19 protein-coding genes are annotated in these 16644 nt (G+C 73.9%); 1 reads left to right on the top strand and 18 read right to left on the bottom strand.

Annotated features, from left to right (window positions below):
- Positions 1-9 precede the first annotated feature (9 nt).
- Entirely contained in the window at positions 10-765 is a 756-nt protein-coding gene (locus HDA43_RS00465) for a spheroidene monooxygenase (RefSeq protein ID WP_218911537.1), read from the top strand.
- Positions 766-788: 23 nt separating this feature from the next.
- Here HDA43_RS00465 and plsX read toward each other — a convergent pair whose 3' ends face one another.
- The 18 genes from plsX to HDA43_RS00550 form a co-directional block, all read right to left on the bottom strand.
- A complete protein-coding gene (gene plsX / locus HDA43_RS00470) occupies positions 789-1775 on the bottom strand; it encodes a phosphate acyltransferase PlsX (RefSeq protein ID WP_179817767.1) in 987 nt (328 codons plus the stop codon).
- Between the two features lie 165 nt (positions 1776-1940).
- Positions 1941-2840 (bottom strand): phytoene/squalene synthase family protein, encoded by a 900-nt coding sequence (locus tag HDA43_RS00475; protein ID WP_179817768.1) that lies wholly within the window; start codon positions 2838-2840, stop codon positions 1941-1943.
- Positions 2837-4306, bottom strand: a complete 1470-nt coding sequence (gene crtI / locus HDA43_RS00480; RefSeq protein WP_179817769.1) for a phytoene desaturase family protein — start codon at positions 4304-4306, stop codon at positions 2837-2839. Before crtI ends, HDA43_RS00475 begins: the two co-directional genes overlap by 4 nt.
- A 276-nt stretch (positions 4307-4582) precedes the next feature.
- Positions 4583-5125, bottom strand: a complete 543-nt coding sequence (locus tag HDA43_RS36220; protein WP_218911538.1) for an antibiotic biosynthesis monooxygenase — start codon at positions 5123-5125, stop codon at positions 4583-4585.
- 102 nt (positions 5126-5227) lie between these two features.
- On the bottom strand, positions 5228-5701 hold the full coding sequence (locus HDA43_RS00490) for a hypothetical protein (RefSeq protein ID WP_179817770.1): 474 nt from the start codon (positions 5699-5701) through the stop codon (positions 5228-5230).
- 51 nt (positions 5702-5752) lie between these two features.
- Complete coding sequence (gene hypE / locus HDA43_RS00495) at positions 5753-6862, bottom strand: hydrogenase expression/formation protein HypE (RefSeq protein WP_312872862.1); 1110 nt, start codon at positions 6860-6862, stop codon at positions 5753-5755.
- Positions 6859-7986, bottom strand: a complete 1128-nt coding sequence (hypD, locus tag HDA43_RS00500; protein WP_179817771.1) for a hydrogenase formation protein HypD — start codon at positions 7984-7986, stop codon at positions 6859-6861. Before hypD ends, hypE begins: the two co-directional genes overlap by 4 nt.
- A gap of 6 nt (positions 7987-7992) precedes the next feature.
- A complete protein-coding gene (locus HDA43_RS00505; protein WP_179817772.1) occupies positions 7993-8271 on the bottom strand; it encodes a HypC/HybG/HupF family hydrogenase formation chaperone in 279 nt (92 codons plus the stop codon).
- Entirely contained in the window at positions 8219-8611 is a 393-nt protein-coding gene (locus HDA43_RS00510) for a hydrogenase maturation nickel metallochaperone HypA/HybF (protein WP_179817773.1), read from the bottom strand. Before HDA43_RS00510 ends, HDA43_RS00505 begins: the two co-directional genes overlap by 53 nt.
- Positions 8612-8696: 85 nt before the next feature.
- The gene (locus tag HDA43_RS36590) at positions 8697-8801 is read right to left on the bottom strand and encodes a DUF6893 family small protein (protein ID WP_373287446.1); all 105 of its coding nucleotides are present in this window, start codon (positions 8799-8801) and stop codon (positions 8697-8699) included.
- Positions 8802-8823: 22 nt separating this feature from the next.
- Positions 8824-9315: a hydrogenase maturation protease gene (locus HDA43_RS00515; RefSeq protein WP_179817774.1), complete on the bottom strand. Its 492-nt coding sequence runs from the start codon at positions 9313-9315 to the stop codon at positions 8824-8826.
- Positions 9312-10955, bottom strand: a complete 1644-nt coding sequence (locus tag HDA43_RS00520) for a hypothetical protein (RefSeq protein WP_218911539.1) — start codon at positions 10953-10955, stop codon at positions 9312-9314. Before HDA43_RS00520 ends, HDA43_RS00515 begins: the two co-directional genes overlap by 4 nt.
- Entirely contained in the window at positions 10952-11584 is a 633-nt protein-coding gene (locus HDA43_RS00525) for a DUF6084 family protein (protein ID WP_179817775.1), read from the bottom strand. Before HDA43_RS00525 ends, HDA43_RS00520 begins: the two co-directional genes overlap by 4 nt.
- Entirely contained in the window at positions 11577-12215 is a 639-nt protein-coding gene (locus HDA43_RS00530) for a DUF5947 family protein (RefSeq protein ID WP_179817776.1), read from the bottom strand. Before HDA43_RS00530 ends, HDA43_RS00525 begins: the two co-directional genes overlap by 8 nt.
- Positions 12212-12907 carry a NifU family protein gene (locus HDA43_RS00535; protein WP_179817777.1) on the bottom strand — a complete coding sequence of 232 codons (696 nt, stop codon included), beginning with the start codon at positions 12905-12907 and terminating at the stop codon, positions 12212-12214. Before HDA43_RS00535 ends, HDA43_RS00530 begins: the two co-directional genes overlap by 4 nt.
- On the bottom strand, positions 12904-14709 hold the full coding sequence (locus HDA43_RS00540; protein WP_179817778.1) for a nickel-dependent hydrogenase large subunit: 1806 nt from the start codon (positions 14707-14709) through the stop codon (positions 12904-12906). Before HDA43_RS00540 ends, HDA43_RS00535 begins: the two co-directional genes overlap by 4 nt.
- Before the next feature lie 2 nt (positions 14710-14711).
- Positions 14712-15803, bottom strand: a complete 1092-nt coding sequence (locus HDA43_RS00545; protein ID WP_179817779.1) for an NADH-quinone oxidoreductase subunit B family protein — start codon at positions 15801-15803, stop codon at positions 14712-14714.
- A 137-nt stretch (positions 15804-15940) separates the two neighbouring features.
- A complete protein-coding gene (locus HDA43_RS00550; RefSeq protein ID WP_179817780.1) occupies positions 15941-16633 on the bottom strand; it encodes a D-sedoheptulose-7-phosphate isomerase in 693 nt (230 codons plus the stop codon).
- Positions 16634-16644 lie beyond the last annotated feature (11 nt).

A 16644-nucleotide genomic window follows, 5' to 3' on the forward strand; every position in this document is an offset into this window, starting at 1 on the left:
ATAGGAGCCATGAAGCACATGGCGTTCGACCGGCCGGTGCTGGGGCGCACCCCCGGGCTGGTGTTCTGGCGGCTGCTGGGGACGGGCCGGGGCGCGTCGATGAGCCTGGGCGCCGACCTGCGCCGCTGGGCGCTGCTGGCGGTCTGGCGGGAGGAGGCGGCCCTGGACGGCTTCCTGGCCGACTCGCCGGTGACGGCGCGCTGGCGCGCGGAGGCGCTGGAGTCGTGGCGGGTACGGCTCCGGCCGCTGTCGTCGCGCGGCCGGTGGGGCGGTGCCGACCCGTTCGGCCTCCCGCCCGGGGCGGCGTCGGACCGCCGGGACGGCGGGCACCCGGGACCGGCACCGGACGGAACCGGCCGGGCGGACGCCGGGTGCCCGGGACCGGACGCGGGCGCCTCCGGGCCCCGGAGCGAGCCGGTCGCGGTGCTGACCCGGGCGGCGATCCGGCCCTCCCGGCTGGTGGCGTTCTACCGGTCGGTCCCCCGGGTGGACCGCCTGCTGGCGGAGCAGGAGGGGTGCCTGGCCTCGGTCGGCGTCGGCGAGTGGCCGCTGGCCCGCCAGGCGACGTTCTCCCTGTGGCGGGACGCGGACGCGGTGCGCGACTTCGCCTACCGGGGGGCGGCGCACCGGCGGGTCATCGGGCGGACGCGGGCCGAGGGCTGGTACTCGGAGGAGCTGTTCGCCCGGTTCGCCCCGTACGGCAGCGAGGGCGCCTGGAACGGCGTCGATCCCCTGGCCGGGCACGGCGGCCCCGGCCGCCTCTGACCTGAGGCGACCGGTGGAGCCGGTCAAATGACCGGCTCCACCGCCAGGTGGTCGCCGACGCGGTCGGTGACGCCGCCGTCGGCGAGGTCGCGCGCGACGGCGCAGGCCCGGGCGATCGTGGCCGCCCGGGACGCGCCGTGCGCGACCACGACGGTGCCGGTGAGGCCGAGCAGCGCGGCACCGCCGTGGGTCTCGGGGTCGTAGCGGCGGGCCACCTCGCGCAGCGCCTCGGGCGTCGCGGCACCGGTCCGCGCCACCAGGGAGAGCGTGGCGCGGACGGAGCCCTCGACGTTCTTGAGCACGACGTTGCCGGTGAAGCCGTCGGTGACGACCACGTCGGTCGTCCCGGCCAGCACGTCGTGGCCCTCGACGTTGCCGTGGAAGCGCAGCGGCAGGGCCGGCAGCAGCTCCCCCGCCCGCCGGGTCAGCCGGTTGCCCTTGCCCGGCTCGGAGCCGATCGACAGCAGGCCCACGGACGGGTCGGCCACGCCGAGCACGAGCCGGGCGTAGGAGGCGCCGAGCAGCGCGAACTGGGCGACCATCTCGGGGGTGGGATCGGAGGTCGCCCCGGCGTCGATCAGCACGGTCGCGCCGGCCGTCGTGGGCAGGGCGATCGCCAGGGCCGGGCGCAGCACGTTCGGGGCGCGGCCGATGCCCCGGATGGCGCACGAGACGACCGCGCCGGTGGAGCCGGCCGACACCAGCGCCGAGACCGTGCCCTGCCGTACGAGCTGGCAGGCGACACCGAGGCTGGAGGTGGCGGAGATCGCGGAGGCGGCGGTGCTGACGGCTCCGGCGCCCCGCTCGGCCATGGGGACGACGTCCTCGGCGTGCACCACGCCGACCTCGCCGACGGCGCCGTGGCGTGCCAGCTCGCGGCGGATCTCCCCGGCGCGGCCGACGAGCACGACGGGGACGCCGTGCTCGCGCGTGGCCGTGACGGCCCCGCCGACCGTCTCGGCCGGTCCGTGGTCTCCGCCCATGGCGTCGACGGCAACAGGCTGGGGCATCGCGTTCTCCTCCGCGAGGGTGTGATGTCGGTGTCCGGCTCGGCGGGCGGTGGCGCCGGGTCCGGGGCGGACCCGCTCCACCGGCGCCACCCGGGTCGGGGTGGTCACCCGGCTCGGGGTGCTCACCCGGTTCGGGGGCGGCCGCCCGGCCCGGGGCGCCCCGGTTCAGGGCGCCCGTACGGTGACCCGGCGTTCGGCCCGATCCGCGGCGGACGCCGCGAGCAGGTGCCGGGTGAAGATCGCCACCCTGCGGCGGCGGGGCACGGCCACGCGGGTGCGCAGCACGTCGTGGCCGGCGGCCTCGATCCGGTCGAGGATGCCGCCGTACAGCTCGTAGGCCGCGCGGATGCATGGCCGTGACGAGGGGATGAGCAGGTCGATCCCCTCCAGCGCGAGGCGGTAGTGGGCGTGCGCCCGCCCCGCCTCGAAGGCCAGCAGTTCACGCAGGGCGGGGGTGGGGGCGGGCCGCCGCAGGTCATCGACGGACACGCCGAACCTGTCGAGGTCCTCCAGCGGCAGGTAGACCCGGCCGCGGGCGATGTCCTCGGCGACGTCGCGCAGGAAGTTGGTGAGCTGGAAGGCCAGGCCGAGCTGGCGGGCGGGCTCGCGGGCCTTCTCGGCGGCGCCGGGCAGGGCCTCCAGGACGGGCAGCATCATCGTGCCGATGACCGCGGCCGAGCCCTCCATGTAGTCGAGCAGGTCGGCGTAGGTGGCGTAGCGGGTGACGGTCAGGTCGGCCCGCATCGACCGCAGGAAGGCGTGGACGTCGGCGTGGTCGACGCCGAACGAGCGGACGGTCTGGGCGAACGCCGGCAGCACCGGGTCGTCCGCCGGCTCGCCGGCCAGCGCGGCGGCGGTCCGGTCGGTGAGGGTGTCCAGCGCGGCGGCCCGGTCGCCGGTCATGGTGAACGAGTCGACGATCTCGTCGGCGTAGCGGGCGAAGCCGTACAGGGCGTGGACGTGGGGGCGTTTCCAGGCGGGCAGCAGCAGGGTCGCCAGGTAGTAGGAGCGGCCGTGCCGCGCGTTGAGCCTGCGGCACAGCTCGTAGCTGCGGGTGAGGGTCATCGGGGGCTCTCCAGGATGCGTTCGGCGGCCAGCCGGCCGGAGATCAGCACCGGCGGCACCCCGACGCCCGGCGCGGTGTGCATGCCGGCGAAGTGCAGGCCGGGAACCCGCCTTGCGGCGCCGGCCGGGCGGAACCAGGCGGTCTGGGAGAAACGGTGGTCCAGGGCGAAGGGGGTGCCGGCCGAGTGGCCGAGCCGCGCCCAGGCGGGCGGGTCGAAGCGGAGGCGGGGGCGGCCGGTCAGGTCGCCGTAGCCGAGCTCGGCCATCCTGGCCAGCAGGCGGTCCTCCAGCTTCGGGGCGAGGCGGTCCCAGTCGGCTCCGCCGTGCAGGTTGGGGGCGGGTTCCAGCACGGTCAGCGTGGCGTGGCCGGCGGGCGCGGCGGCGGTGTCGGTCGCGGGGTAGGTGACCAGCAGGCTGGGGTCGGGTTGCGGCCGTCCGGCGGCGAGGGCGGAGAAGGTCGAGCGCCACTCCCGGCCGAAGTGCAGGGTGTGGTGGGCCTGGCCGCCCAGCCGCCGGTCGAGGCCGACGTGCAGCACGACGCAGGAGGGCGAGTGGCGGGGACGGCGCAGCCGCCAGTCGCCCGCCGCCTTCGGCAGCAGGCCGTCGTGGGCGCCGGGCAGGTCGCAGGCGACCACGACGTGCCGGGCGGGGAGGCGCTCGCCGGTGTCGAGCAGGACCGCCGAGACGCCGTGCGGGCCGGTCTCCAGCTTCAGCGCCCGCGTGCCGTACCTGATCCGGGCGCCGGCCTTCTCCGCGGCGGCCGCCATGGCCTGCGGGATGGCGTGCATGCCGCCGTGCCGGGGGAAGAAGACGCCGCCGACGGTGTCCATGTGGGCGATGACCGCGTAGATGCCGAGAGCCCGCTGCGGGGACAGCCCGACGTAGAGGGCCTGGAAGGTGTGCGCCCTGACGAGGCGGTCGTCGGTGAGGTGGGCGCGCACCAGGCCGTCGAGCCGCCGGAAGCCGCCGAGCGCGGCCAGCCGGGCCAGGACCAGCGGCCGGACGAGGTGACGCAGCCGGGTCATGTCACGGTCGATGAAGGCGGGCCACTCGGCGGCGAACAGCTCACCGAGCCGGGCGCGGAACCGCCGGTAGCGGTCGGCCTCCGCCGCCCCGCACAGCGCGCGGACCTGCTCGATCATGGCGTCCTCGCCGGGGACCACGTCGAGGTGGGTGCCGTCGTGGTAGCGCATCCGGTAGTACGGGTCCAGCCTGCGCAGCGGCAGGCGGCTCTCCATGTCCTCCCCGGCCGCGGCGAAGGCGTCGGCCAGCACCTCCGGCATGGTCAGCACCGACGGCCCGGTGTCGAAGCGGTAGCCGTCCAGGCTCGCGGTCCCGCAGCAGCCGCCCGGCACGTCGCGGGCCTCGACGACCGTGACGTCACGCCCGGCGCCGGCCAGCCGCATCGCCGCGGCGAGACCGCCGAGCCCGGCGCCGATCACCACGATTCCGCCGGTCCCGCTCATCGGGCGCCCCCGGTCGTCACGGCCGGGCCCGCCGAGCGTCGTGGGACGCGGGGCCGGGAGCCCGGGTTCCGTCCGCCGGGCCGGCTCCCGGTCGCCGTGAGGGCCGGCGACCGCCTCACCGGGGGGACGGGGTCGTCCGTCCCGGGCGGCTCGCCGGTGCGGTGCTCGGTCTCGCGGGTGCCGGTGGCCATGGGCATCGCTCCTCTGCGTCGGTGAAGGTGACTTCGCGAACGGGAGCGTGTCCGGATGCGCCTTAACGACGAGGATTCGGTTCCCTCATCCGCCGGGGGCGGGACCGTCCGGTCTGGCGGCGCGCTCCTCCAGGAACGCCCTGCCCTCCTCCAGCAGGCCGCGCCGCACGTCGGAGTTCAGCCAGGCGTTCAGCTGGTCGGGGCTGGAGAAGCGGAACACCACCATCCACGTGTTCTGCTCGCCGGAGCCGGGCGGATATGTCTCCATACGCTCGAATCCGGGAAAACGGCGGGCGGCCTCGTCGGTTCTCTCCTGCCATCGACGGTATTCCTCTTCACATCCCTTACGGACCCGCGAGGAGATCATGACAATGGCGCCGTCGCCGCTTTTCCTGCCACTCACGCTCGGTTCCACCCCGACAACTCTATGCAGTTCATCACGGAGAAGGAGGAGTGCGACACGCAAGGTGATGTGATCACCCGGGACGGATTCCCCCAATTCTTCTTCACGGTTCCCGGTGCCGAACCTCGCGGCGGCTCCTGCCGCGATCGAGCAGCCCCCGCCCCGCACCCGCCCGAGCCGTCGATCACGGCGATACGACCGTTGAACCGCGCGCTCGGCGGCCATGCCGCCGTGACATCGTGGAACGGGCCGGGCGGCCCGTCCCGCGATGGGGATGGAGGCCCGTTCGGATCCGGGGTCCACACGGGCTCTCGGTCCGTACCGGTTCTAACCGGCCTGGTCCCCCGGCGGCATGTAGGGGCTCTCCCCCTCGACCGTCTCCTGCGGCGCGACGCCGGTGGCCTCCTCCGGCCCGGAGGTCCCGTACGGTCTGCCGGTCCGCTCGTCGACGCCGCCCGTCCTTCGGCCCTTCTCGCGTTTCCGGGCCGCGAGCTTCTCCGGGCCGCGGGTCTCGCTGACGCCGACGCCCATCGGCCCCACGGGGGCGTGCTCGGTGGAGGAGATCCCCTCGCGCTCCGCCCGCGACACCTCCCGTTCCGGTCCCAGGCCCTCGGGCGGAGGCCCCCAGGCGCGGTCGCCCGCCCGGACCACCTCCTCGCTCGCCCGGCCCACGGCCGGTGCGAAGCCGTGCCAGACGGTGCCGCCGGTGCCGTCGGACCCGCCGGAGCCGCCGTCGTCCCGTGCCGTGCCCGGCGCCGTGTCCGGTACGGCACCTTGCCGCTTCTCGCGTGGTTTCTTCATGTCCGCCACCCCCGTGGGTCTCGGTTCTCAGTGGTCTTCCGGCGGGAGCCGTCAGCAGATCCTCGGCAGCGGGTCGCCGACCAGCAGGTCGACGATGCGGGTGCCGCCGAAGGACGTCCGCAGCAGCACCAGCCCCGGCGGGTCGTCGGCGATCCGCCCGATGACGGCCGCGCCGGAGCCGAGCGGGTCGGAGCGCAGCGCCGCGAGGGCGGCGTCCGCGGCCTCCCCGTCGACCACGGCGACCATCCGGCCCTCGCAGGCCACGTACAGCGGGTCGAGTCCCAGCAGCTCGCACGCCCCGCGTACGGCGGGCCGCACCGGGATCGCGTCCTCGTCGAGCACGACCGCGACCCCGGAGGCTCCGGCGATCTCGTTGACGACCGTCGCCACCCCGCCCCGGGTGGCGTCGCGCAGGCAGCGCACCCGGCCGTCGCCGCAGGCGGCCAGCAGCCGCTCGGTCAGCCCGTTGAGGGGCGCGGTGTCGGAGGCGAGGTCGGCCTGGATGTCCAGCTCACCGCGGGCGATCATGACGGTGACGCCGTGCTCGCCGATCGGCCCGGACACGATGACCGCGTCCCCGGGGCGGGCGGCGGCGGCGCTGAGCCGTACCGGGCGGTCCATCGTCCCCACCCCGGCGGTGGTGATGTAACAGCCGTCGGCCTTGCCTCTCTGGACGACCTTGGTGTCGCCGGTGACGATCCACACGCCGGCCGCCCGCGCCGCCGCCGCCATCGAGGCGGTCACGCGCCGCAGGTCGGCGACGGGGAAACCCTCCTCGACGACGAAGGCCGCCGACAGGTAGCGGGGGCGCGCCCCGCACATCGCCAGGTCGTTGACGGTGCCGTTGACGGCCAGGTCGCCGATGTCGCCGCCCGGGAAGAACAGCGGCGTCACCACGAACGCGTCGGTGGTGAGGGCGAGACCGTCGAAGACCGCGCCGTCCTCCAAGGGTTCCAGCAGCGGGTTGCGGAACTCCTCCAGGAACACCGCCTCGACGAGGGTGTGCGTCGCCTTGCCGCCCGCGCCGTGCGCGAGGGTGACGCGGTCCTCCCGGACGCGGGCGGGGCGGCGGCGCACCCGCTCGATGCGTTCCAGCACCAGCGCCTCGCGGTCCTGCTCCGCCCTCGCCTCGCCGGCGCCGGTGGTCGCGTCGGTGTTCACGTGCGGGTCGCCTCCCTGACCCGGTCCCGGGAGAACCGGCCGAAGTTGTAGTAGGCCGCGCAGGCGCCCTCCGACGACACCATGCAGGTGCCGATCGGCGTCTCGGGCGTGCACGCGGTGCCGAACACCTTGCACTCCCACGGTTTGAGCACGCCCTTGAGCACCTCGCCGCACTGGCACGCCTTGGGGTCGGCCACCCGCACGCCGGGAAGGTCGAAGATCCGCTCGGCGTCGAAGTCGGCGTAGCGCTCGCGCATCGCGAGCGCCGAGGAGGAGATGAACCCCAGGCCCCGCCACTCGAAGTACGGTCTCGGCTCCATCACCTCGTTGATGACGTCGAGGGCGCGGGCGTTGCCGTCCCAGGGCACGACCCGGGCGTACTGGTTCTCCACCTCGGCCCGCCCGGCGGCGAGCTGCTCCAGCAGCCGCAGGACCGTCTGCAGCACGTCGAGGGGCTCGAACCCGGCCACCACCAGCGGCTTGCCGTAGTCGCGGGCGATGAACCCGTACGGCCGGCACCCGATGACGGCCGAGACGTGGCCGGGCCCGACGAACCCGTCCAGCCGCAGGTCGGGCGAGTCGAGGATCGCCTTGATCGCCGGGATGATCATGACGTGGTTGCAGAGGACCGAGAAGTTGCCGATCCCCTCGGCCCGCGCGCGCAGGACGGTCATCGCGGTGGAGGGCGCGGTGGTCTCGAACCCGATTCCCATGAACACCACCCGCTTGCCGGGGTTGTCCCGGGCGATCCGCAGGGCGTCCAGCGGGGAGTAGACCATGCGGATGTCGGCGCCGCGGGCCTTGGCGTCCAGGAAGGAGCCGCCGCCCCCGGGCACCCGCATCATGTCGCCGAACGACGTCATGATCACGTCCGGCCGCATGGCGACGTGGATCGCGTCGTCCACCCGCCCCATCGGGATCACGCAGACCGGGCAGCCCGGACCGTGCACGAGCGTGACGGCCTCGGGAAGGTGGTCCTCCAGCCCGTGCTTGTAGATGGCATGGGTGTGGCCGCCGCACACCTCCATGAACTTGTAGCGGCGGCCGGGCTCGCACAGCCCGGCGATCCGCGCGGCCAGCGCCCGCGCCCGGCCGGCGTCACGGTACTCGTCGACGAAACGCACCGGTCATCACCCCTGCTCGATCATGGATTCTCGGAGAGCCGCGATCTCCTCGTCATAGGCGTCGCCGATGCTTTCGAGGAAGTCGAGCGCGGCCCGTGCCTCGGTCTCGTCGATCTTCGACAGCGCGAAGCCGACGTGGATGAGGATCCAGTCGCCGGTCGCGAGGGGCTCACCCTCCAGCAGGCCGATGTTGATCGCGCGCCGTACGCCGCTGACGTCGACCATGGCCAGGTCAGGCCGGTCGGTCAGGATTTCCGCGATCTCCCCCGGGATTCCCAGGCACATGGGTGGCCTCCGCCATCTGGATGGATTCGAGGACGAGGTCGTCGCCGCCCTCCATGTCGAGGTCGACGCCACCGCACTCCGGGCAGGTGGCGTAGGGGTCGAGGGACGCGGCCGTCTGGCCGCATGAGCGGCAGATCAGCTGCACGGGCACGACGACCAGGTCGACGTGGGCCCCCTCGGCGGCCGACCCTCCGGCGATCATGGCGAACGCCTGGTTGATCATCGGTTCGGTGACCCGGAGCATGGCGCCCGCCTGCACCCGCGCCCGTTCCACCCTGCGGCCCCTGGCGCGTTTCTCCACCGCGCTGAGGATCGCCTCGGCGATCCCGAATTCGTGCATGTCCGCCTCACTGGTCTTGCCGGTCCCACCGGCCTTCGCTGGTTGTCGCTGGTCCTCGCCGGTCCTCGCCGGTCTTCGCCGGGTGTCACATCCTGCGGATCCGCATGTAGCGCTTGAGGTCGGGGATCGACTGGTAGACCAGCACGCCGATCCCCACCAGGACGGCTCCGACGAACAGGCGTCTCAACACGGTCTCTCCTCCTTACGGCCGGCTACGGCGAGCGGGCGCTCACCGGTGCCGCGGCCATCTCCTGATGGACCAGGTCGGCGACCAGGTCCGCGGCCGCGCCGACGGCCGCGGCCACCGGCGGGCTCAGCTCCATGCCGGGCGACAGGTCGGCGGGCTCGCACCCGACGAGCAGCACCCGTCCGGTCCGGCCGCCGAGCGCGCCGGCCAGGGCCAGCACGGTCTCCGGGGTCATGTCGTGGGCGTCGAGGACCGGCCCGGACACCTCGCCGGGCGTGGGTTCCAGGACGTACAGCGTGCCGGGCGGGCCGCCACGGGCCACGGCGTCGACGAGGATCGCGGTGTCGTGGCCGCCGCCGGTGAGCTCGTAGGCGAGGTGGACGCCGCGGATGCCGAAGTCGGCCACCGAGACCCCGGCGGGCAGGTCGCGTTCCGCCAGGCGCGCGGCCACCGCGACGCCGAACCCGTCGTCGCCGAGGAAGACGTTCCCGACGCCCGCGACGAGGATGCCGCTCATGGGGCGTCCCGCCTCTCCGGCGCGTCCGCCGCGTCCCCCGCGTCCGTCCCGGCGCCGGGGCCGCCCGCCGGGCCGGGGGCATCGAGCGGTTCGATCTCGTCGGGGGCGAAGTAGAGGAAGCGGCCGTGGGAGCGGTGCAGGTCGGCGCCGGGGTCGTCGTCCAGGGTGACCGCCAGGTGGCGCGCCCCGTCGAGGTCGGTGAGCACGGCCTCCACCCGGGCGGTCCGGCCGGCCAGGAACATGTCGTGGGCGTCGGCGCGCCGCCTGCCGGGCGCCAGCCGTACCCGGCTGCCCCTGGCGACCTCCACCCCGGCGACGGACACGGCGTCGGTCTCCGGCGAGGAGCCGGGCCCGGCGGCGAGGTCGCTCCAGAAGGCGTCCCCGGGTCCGTCCCAGGGCGCGGCGCCGGGGTTCGCGGTGCCGGGCGCGGGATCCGGCGGAGGCTCCGCGCGTGAACCGGCCGGGGACGCGCCCTCCTCTGGCGCGGCGCCGGGGCCGGCCGCCGAACCCCAGCGGGGCGCGGTGTCGCCGCGGGCGGGTGTCTCCAGGTGGCGGATCGCGCCGTGCAGCCGTTCGGCCAGCTCCGGTGGCAGGGTCGCCACCATGTCGAGGAGCCGGGTTGCCCGGGGGTCGGTCGCGCGGGCCTGCCGCCGCTCCTCCTCGGTGAGGGTGAGCGTGCGCAGGTGCAGCATCTCGTCGATCTCGGTGGCGTCGAACATGTCGCCCGGGCTCTCCGGGGCGGTGTCCGGGTAGTCGTAGAGGATGATCGGCGACGACAGCAGCACGTCGCGGTGGCCGGGCTCGCCGACGAGGACGGGCCAGGTGCGCTCGTTGCGGCAGGTCTCGGCGGCGGGCCGGGCCCATTCGGGCGGGTCGAGCAGGGAGACGAACGCGCCGCCGGTCACCCCGATGATCAGGTGGGCCGAGATCAGCGAGCGGCGCAGCGCCTGCTCGCGGGTGGCGTCCGGGTCGTCCCAGCCGGTGACGTTCTCCACCCGCACGCGCAGCCGGACGAGGTCGTACGGCCCCGCCACCCGCTCGGCACGGGCCCGCACGACGGCGTGCAACGGCAGGTGCTCGCGGACGACGCGGCCCCGGGCCAGGCCGGACGGCCCGGTGATCGCCTCGACGGACCGGTCCCCGGGCAGGCGCACGTCGGCGGCGCGTTCGCCGTCGAGCAGTTCGGCGACGGGGAAGGCCACCTCCGTCTCGCGCTCGGTGGCCTCCTCGAAGGACAGGTAGGTCGTCACCCCTCCCGGCGCCCCGGCACCCGCCGTCCCCGGGTCCGTCTCCCCGGCCGTCTCCGGGCTCGGAACCCCACCCGGAACCCCACCGGCCGTCTCGACGGTCAGCTCGGCGACGGGCCGGTGGCCGCCGTCCTCGGCCCGTTCGACGAGGCGGGTCCTGACGTGCAGGAACCGCAGCCGCAGCCGTACCTCGGCGTCGTCGGCGCGTTCCAGCAGGCATTCGGTCACGCTGGAGGAGTGCTCGCAGGTGGTGTCGAACCCCGGCGGCACGAGCACCCCGAACTGCCAGCGCATCCGGTTCTTGGCGGCCGACGCCCGGTAGGGGTAGAGCAGGTAGCCCTCGTACAGCACCGCGTCGGCGACCCGGCGGGCGATCTCCATGGGAGCGGTCATCGCCGGCTCTCCTCCAGCAGTAGTTCCACGGCCTCGTCCCAGGTGGCCAGGGCGCGTTCGGTCTTGAGGCGGCGCAGGGCCCGCAGCGTGCCGCGGTTCAGCCGCAGCCATCCGCTGTCCGGGAAGTAGCGGTCCATCAGCTCCCGCCACACCCCGACCGGCAGCCGGTGACGGGCCTCCTGGTGCCAGGGGATCTGGGTCACCGAGAAGCCGTTCCCGGCGCGGGCGAAGACCGTGCCGCCGAACAGCAGGATCAGCGGGATCTCTCCGTCCTCCAGCGCGGCGAAGTACTTGCCCGCGGCCACCTCCAGGTCGTAGCTGCAGGGCACATGCAGGTCGACCTCGGTGACGCCGCGGAAGGCGGGGACGGTGGCCGAGACGGTCGCGAAGTGCAGGGGCTTGAGCGTGTCGCCCCACCGGGACGGGTCGCCGAACAGGTCGCCGAGCAGCTCCGCCTCCGCGGGGCCGTACCGACGCAGGTGCGGCTCCACCCGGATCTGGCACCGCAGCAGTACGGCGTGCACCCCGGCGGTCGACGGCTCGGTGACGCGCAGCCGGAAGACCAGCGTCGGGAAGGCCGCGTACGGCTCGGCCCGCGCGCCCAGGCAGGTGAGGGCGATCTCATCCACGGCCGCCCCCTTGTGACTCCGGGACACGGTGGCCGCGGCGGCGCAGGTCGGCGAAGAAGCCGTCGATGGCCCGCCAGACCTCCGGGCCGCCGTCGAAGCCCTTCCAGTGCAGCCGCACCAGGCCCACCAGGCGGTAGCAGGCGTCGATCGGCGCCAGGTGACAGGTGAAGCCGCCCTCCGGGCGGCGGTCCACCAGCAGCGCCTCGACGTCGGGCAGCACGCCGGCCATCGCCGGGCAGGCCGACAGGACCCGTTCCCAGGTGTCGTGCGGCAGCAGGGACTCGGTGGCCCCGGCGGGGCTGGGGTAGCAGGCGACGATCCGGCCGAGCGCCGAGTTCCGGAAGAAGAACGCGGTGCGCACCGGGATCCGCATCTCCTCCCAGTCGGCCTCGGTCAGGGGGAACGAGGGCGCGTGCAGGTGGCGGCGGGGCACCCCCCGGTAGCGCCGCCGCGAGTCGCCGTCGTGGGAGAACAGCAGATGGCAGCCGGCGCAGGAGCACAGCAGCGCCCGGGTCTCCAGGTTCACCACGTGCCCGTGGTCCTCCCCGGCCGCCTCGCCGCACAGCTCGCACCGGGGCGCGGCTTCGGTGTCCCGTGTCCGGAACCGGCGCAGCCCGGTGGCCGCCGTCATGGCGCTCCCCCGCCCGCGGCGGCCGGGCGGCGGCCGATCTGCAGCAGGGGCGACCGGCCCGCCGCCGGGTCGCCGGCCTCGGTGATCTCGACGCGCGCCGCCTCCGGCACGGCCCCCGTCACGGCGTCCTCCACGGCGCGCAGCAGGGCGCGCCGGGAGGAGGGGCAGCCGTGACCGGCGCCCGTCAGGCGGAGCCGTACGACGCCCGTCTCGTCCACGCCGAGCAGCTCGGCTTTCTCCTCGCGGCCGGCCAGGGCCCGTTCCAGGGCGGCGGCGGCGCGTTCGGCGGCGCCGAGCGGGTGCAGGTCGTGCAGGATGAGCAGACCGGAGACGAGGTCGTCGCCGGTCAGGCGGTGCAGCACGTCGGCGGCCCCGGCCTCCACGACGGCCTCGACGACGCGCTCCAGGCCGGCGCCGTACAGCTCGACGAGGGCGCGGACGAGCTCCTCGGCCCTGGCGCGCGTCGCGGGGTCGGCGTGCGCGCCGAGGTCGGCGAGCAGCGCCTCGACACGCTCGCCGGCCGCCTGGACCTCCCGCCCCCGGGACCCGCCCGCCCGGACGCCGCGGGCTCCGGGCCCGTCGGTCCGGACGTCGCGGGCTCCGGGCCCGTCGGTCCGGACGTCGCGGGCTCCGGGCCCGTCGGCGGGCGGCCCCGCCCCGGGCCGCCGCCCGGTGGCCGCCGGGCCGGTCATGCCGGGCCGAAGGCGTGCGGGCTGTGCAGCTTGCGCAGCTCCTTGCCGCCGCCGAGGTACATGTGGACCCCGCACGGCAGGCACGGGTCGAAGCTGCGCACGGTGCGCATGATGTCGATGCCCTTGAAGTCCTCCGGCCGGTTCTCCTCGAAGATCGGGGTGTTCTGCACCGCGTCCTCGTAAGGGCCGGGTGTGCCGTAGGGGTCGCGGACGCTGGCGTTCCACGGGGTGGGCGGGTAGGGGTGGTAGTTGGCGATCTTGCCGTTCCTGATCACCATGTGGTGCGACAGCAGGCCCCGGACCGCCTCGGTGAACCCGCAGCTGATCGCCTCCTCCGGCACCTCGAAGGGCGTCCAGGTCTGGGTGCGCCCGGCGCGTACCTCGGCCAGGCCCTGCTCGGCGAAGTGCAGTGCGCAGGCCGCCGCGTACGCCTGGAAGTAGGAGCGGGCCCGGTTGCGCTCCAGCGCGTTGGACAGCGGCTGCCCGTTGTGAGTGGGGATGGTCCACTCCAGCGTCTTCTCCGGGCGCGTGGCGGTCTTCGGCAGGTTGATCTGCACGCTGTGGCCGGTGGCCTTGACGTAGCCGATGTCCACCCGCCCGGACAGGGCGGTGGACCACAGGCGGGCGAGGGGGCCGCCGCCGGTGTCCAGCGGGAGCATGTCGGCGCCGTCGAACCAGCGCGGCGACATCACCCAGCTGTACTTGCCGGTGAAGTCGCGCTTCTGCGGGTGGGGGATGGTGTGCTGGTTCCACGGGTGCCGGATGTCGACGGGGTTGCCCAGCGGGTCGTGGGTGACGAACGGCTCCTGCCCGGCCCAGTCGTCGTAGTAGGAGCTGCCCAGCAGGATGCGGATGCCGAGGTTGATGTCGACGAGATCGTTGGTGACCAGGCGGCCGTCCACGATCACGCCGGGGGTGACGAACATCCGCCGGCCCCAGTCGCTCATGGTGCGGTAGTCGAAGTCGCAGTGCTCGGGGTCGTTGAAGCTGCCCCAGCAGCCGAGCAGCACCCGGCGGCGGCCGACCTCCTCGTATCCGGGGAGCGCCTGGTAGAAGAAGTCGAACAGGTCGTCGTGCATGGGCACGACCCGCTTGAGGAACTCGACGTAGCGCGTCAGCCGGATGAGGTAGTCGGTGAACAGCTGCACGGTGGCGACCGTGCCGACCCCGCCGGGATACAGGGTGGAGGGGTGCACGTGCCTGCCCTCCATCAGGCAGAACATCTCCCGGGTGACCCGGCTCATGGCCAGGGCCTCGCGGTAGAACTCCCCCTCCAGCGGGTTGAGGGAGCGCATGATGTCGGCGATGGTGCGGAAGCCGTGGTCGGCGGCGTGCGGGGCCTCGGTGTTCTCGGCCAGCGCGAGCACGCCGGGGTTGGTCTCGCGCACCATCTTCTCGCAGTAGTCGACCCCCACCAGGTTCTCCTGGTAGATGTTGTGGTCGAACATGTACTCGGCGGCCTCGCCGCAGTTGATGATCCACTCCCCCAGCGCCGGGGGGCGGGCGCCGTAGGCCATGTTCTGGGCGTAGACCGAGCAGGTGGCGTGGTTGTCGCCGCAGATGCCGCAGATCCGGCTGGTGATGAAGTGCGCGTCGCGGGGGTCCTTGCCCTTCATGAAGATGCTGTAGCCGCGGAAGATCGACGACGTGCTGTAGCACTCGGCGACCTCCCGGTTGGCGAAGTCGATCTTGCAGTAGATGCCGAGGCTGCCCACGATCCGGGTGATCGGGTCCCACGACATCTCCACCAGCTCCCGGCCGCCGGGCGGCACGGTCTCCTCCGTCTTGGGTGAGGTCTTCATACTCAGCTCCAGGGCGCCTTGTAACCGGTGAGCAGGGCGCGACCCTTGGTGCGCCACTTCGGTTCCTTGTCGACTGTCTTGAGGGTGATGTGGCGCAGGCCGCGCACGACGCCGCCGTAGACGCCGCTGGCCGCGGACGACACCCGCGCCCCGGGCGGTTCGTCCATGAACGGCATGAACTTGTCGGGGAAGCCGGGCATCGTGCAGGCGATGCAGATCCCGCCCACGTTGGGGCAGCCGCCGATGCCGTTCATCCAGCCGCGCTTGGGCACGTTGCACCGTACGACCGGCCCCCAGCAGCCGATCTTCACCAGGCACTTCGACGAGCCGTACTCGACGGCGAACTGGCCCTGCTCGTAGTAGCCGGCCCGGTCGCAGCCCTCGTGCACGGTCTGGCCGAACAGCCACGTCGGCCGCAGCGCCTCGTCCAGCGGGATCATCGGCGCCTGCCCGGTGAGCTGGTAGAGCAGGTACAGGATCGTCTCCGACAGGTTGTCCGGCTGGATGGGGCAGCCCGGCACGTTGACGATCGGCAGCCCGGCCTTGGAACGCCAGTCCCAGCCGAGGTAGTCGGCGACGCCCATCGCGCCGGTCGGGTTGCCCGCCATGGCGTGGATGCCGCCGTAGGTGGCGCAGGTGCCGGCCGCCAGTACGGCGGTCGCCTTCGGCGCGAGGATGTCCAGCCACTCGCTGGTGGTCCGGGGCTGCCCGGTGGCCGGGTCGTTGCCGAACCCGCACCAGTAGCCCTCCTGCTTGATCGACTCGTTCGGGATGGAGCCCTCCACGACCAGCACGAACGGTTCCAGCTCGCCGCGCGCGGCCCGGAAGAACCACTCGATGAACACGTCGGAGCCCTGCATCGGCCCGGACTCGAAGTCGATCAGCGGCCAGTGCACGGCCACCTTCGGCAGGCCGGGCAGCGCCCCCAGGGCGATCTCCTCGATGCTGGGCTGCGTCGCCGCGGTCAGCGCGACCGAGTCGCCGTCGCAGCTCAGCCCGGCGTTGATCCAGAGGATGTGGACGATCGGCTCCTCCTCGAGCTGTTCCGCCGCGCCCCGTTTCCCCTGCCGTTCCTGGTCCGCCGGTGCCGTCATGCCGTCCTGCCTTCCCGGGGCTCCCCATGCCTCGATGCCGGTGGTCGATGGTGGTGGGGGAGGTCTCGTGCGGTGCGGATCATGACGTGTCTCCTCGGGCTCCTCGCGTTCCTCGTGCTCTCGTGTCCGGTTCGCCGTCAGCCGACGTTGCGGACCGGTGGGGCGGGGACGGCGCCGAGGGCGTGCTGGGTCAGCTCCCACAGCACGTGGTAGACCGTCGTCTGCGCCTCCTGGATCCGGTGCACCGAGGAGGAGGGGATGACGAACAGGTAGTCCAGCAGCTCCAGCTCGGCCAGCCTGCCGCCCCTGTCCCCGGCCAGGGCGATGGTGAGCATGCCCTGCCGGGCCGCCTCCTCGAAGGCGCGCACGACGTTGGCGGAGCCGCCGCTGGTGGTCAGGCCGAAGGCCATGTCGCCGCGCCGCCCGAGGGCGGCGAGCTGGCGGGCGAAGACGACGTCGAAGCCGACGTCGTTCGACAGGGCCGTCACCACGGCGACATCGCTGGTCAGTGACAGCGCCGGCAGGGACAGCCCGTGATCCGGGTGCAGGAACGCCGTCGCCACCTCCTGGGCGTCGGTGCTGCTGCCGCCGTTGCCGAAGGCGAACAGCCGCCCGCCGGCGGCGAACCGGATGGCCATCTCCCCGGCGCACTCGACGAGCTCGTCGGCCATCGACTCGGCCAGCTCCCGGCGCAGCCGGACGATCTCGGCGGCCTTCTCGCCGGTGGAGCGCAGCGCCTCGGTCAGCACCGCGTCGAGGTCACCCGGGCCCGGATAGAGAAAGGGGTAGAGCCCGCCCATCCCCTCGGGCGGCTGGTCACCGGTGCTCATCGCCGTTTCCT

Origin of the sequence: Streptosporangium sandarakinum, assembly GCF_013409935.1 — a bacterium.
In the GTDB taxonomy this organism is placed as follows: Bacteria; Actinomycetota; Actinomycetes; order Streptosporangiales; family Streptosporangiaceae; genus Streptosporangium; species Streptosporangium nondiastaticum.

Bases quoted from the DNA above. Each gene is read 5' to 3' on its own strand.
- HDA43_RS00465 (WP_218911537.1), top strand. From the start codon at position 10: ATGAAGCACATGGCGTTCGACCGGCCGGTGCTGGGGCGCACCCCCGGG.
- plsX (WP_179817767.1), bottom strand. From the start codon at position 1,775: ATGCCCCAGCCTGTTGCCGTCGACGCCATGGGCGGAGACCACGGACCG.
- HDA43_RS00475 (WP_179817768.1), bottom strand. From the start codon at position 2,840: ATGACCCTCACCCGCAGCTACGAGCTGTGCCGCAGGCTCAACGCGCGG.
- crtI (WP_179817769.1), bottom strand. From the start codon at position 4,306: ATGAGCGGGACCGGCGGAATCGTGGTGATCGGCGCCGGGCTCGGCGGT.
- HDA43_RS36220 (WP_218911538.1), bottom strand. From the start codon at position 5,125: ATGGCCGCCGAGCGCGCGGTTCAACGGTCGTATCGCCGTGATCGACGG.
- HDA43_RS00490 (WP_179817770.1), bottom strand. From the start codon at position 5,701: ATGAAGAAACCACGCGAGAAGCGGCAAGGTGCCGTACCGGACACGGCG.
- HDA43_RS00505 (WP_179817772.1), bottom strand. From the start codon at position 8,271: ATGTGCCTGGGAATCCCGGGGGAGATCGCGGAAATCCTGACCGACCGG.
- HDA43_RS00510 (WP_179817773.1), bottom strand. From the start codon at position 8,611: ATGCACGAATTCGGGATCGCCGAGGCGATCCTCAGCGCGGTGGAGAAA.
- HDA43_RS00515 (WP_179817774.1), bottom strand. From the start codon at position 9,315: ATGAGCGGCATCCTCGTCGCGGGCGTCGGGAACGTCTTCCTCGGCGAC.
- HDA43_RS00520 (WP_218911539.1), bottom strand. From the start codon at position 10,955: ATGACCGCTCCCATGGAGATCGCCCGCCGGGTCGCCGACGCGGTGCTG.
- HDA43_RS00530 (WP_179817776.1), bottom strand. From the start codon at position 12,215: ATGACGGCGGCCACCGGGCTGCGCCGGTTCCGGACACGGGACACCGAA.
- HDA43_RS00535 (WP_179817777.1), bottom strand. From the start codon at position 12,907: ATGACCGGCCCGGCGGCCACCGGGCGGCGGCCCGGGGCGGGGCCGCCC.
- HDA43_RS00540 (WP_179817778.1), bottom strand. From the start codon at position 14,709: ATGAAGACCTCACCCAAGACGGAGGAGACCGTGCCGCCCGGCGGCCGG.
- HDA43_RS00545 (WP_179817779.1), bottom strand. From the start codon at position 15,803: ATGACGGCACCGGCGGACCAGGAACGGCAGGGGAAACGGGGCGCGGCG.
- HDA43_RS00550 (WP_179817780.1), bottom strand. From the start codon at position 16,633: ATGAGCACCGGTGACCAGCCGCCCGAGGGGATGGGCGGGCTCTACCCC.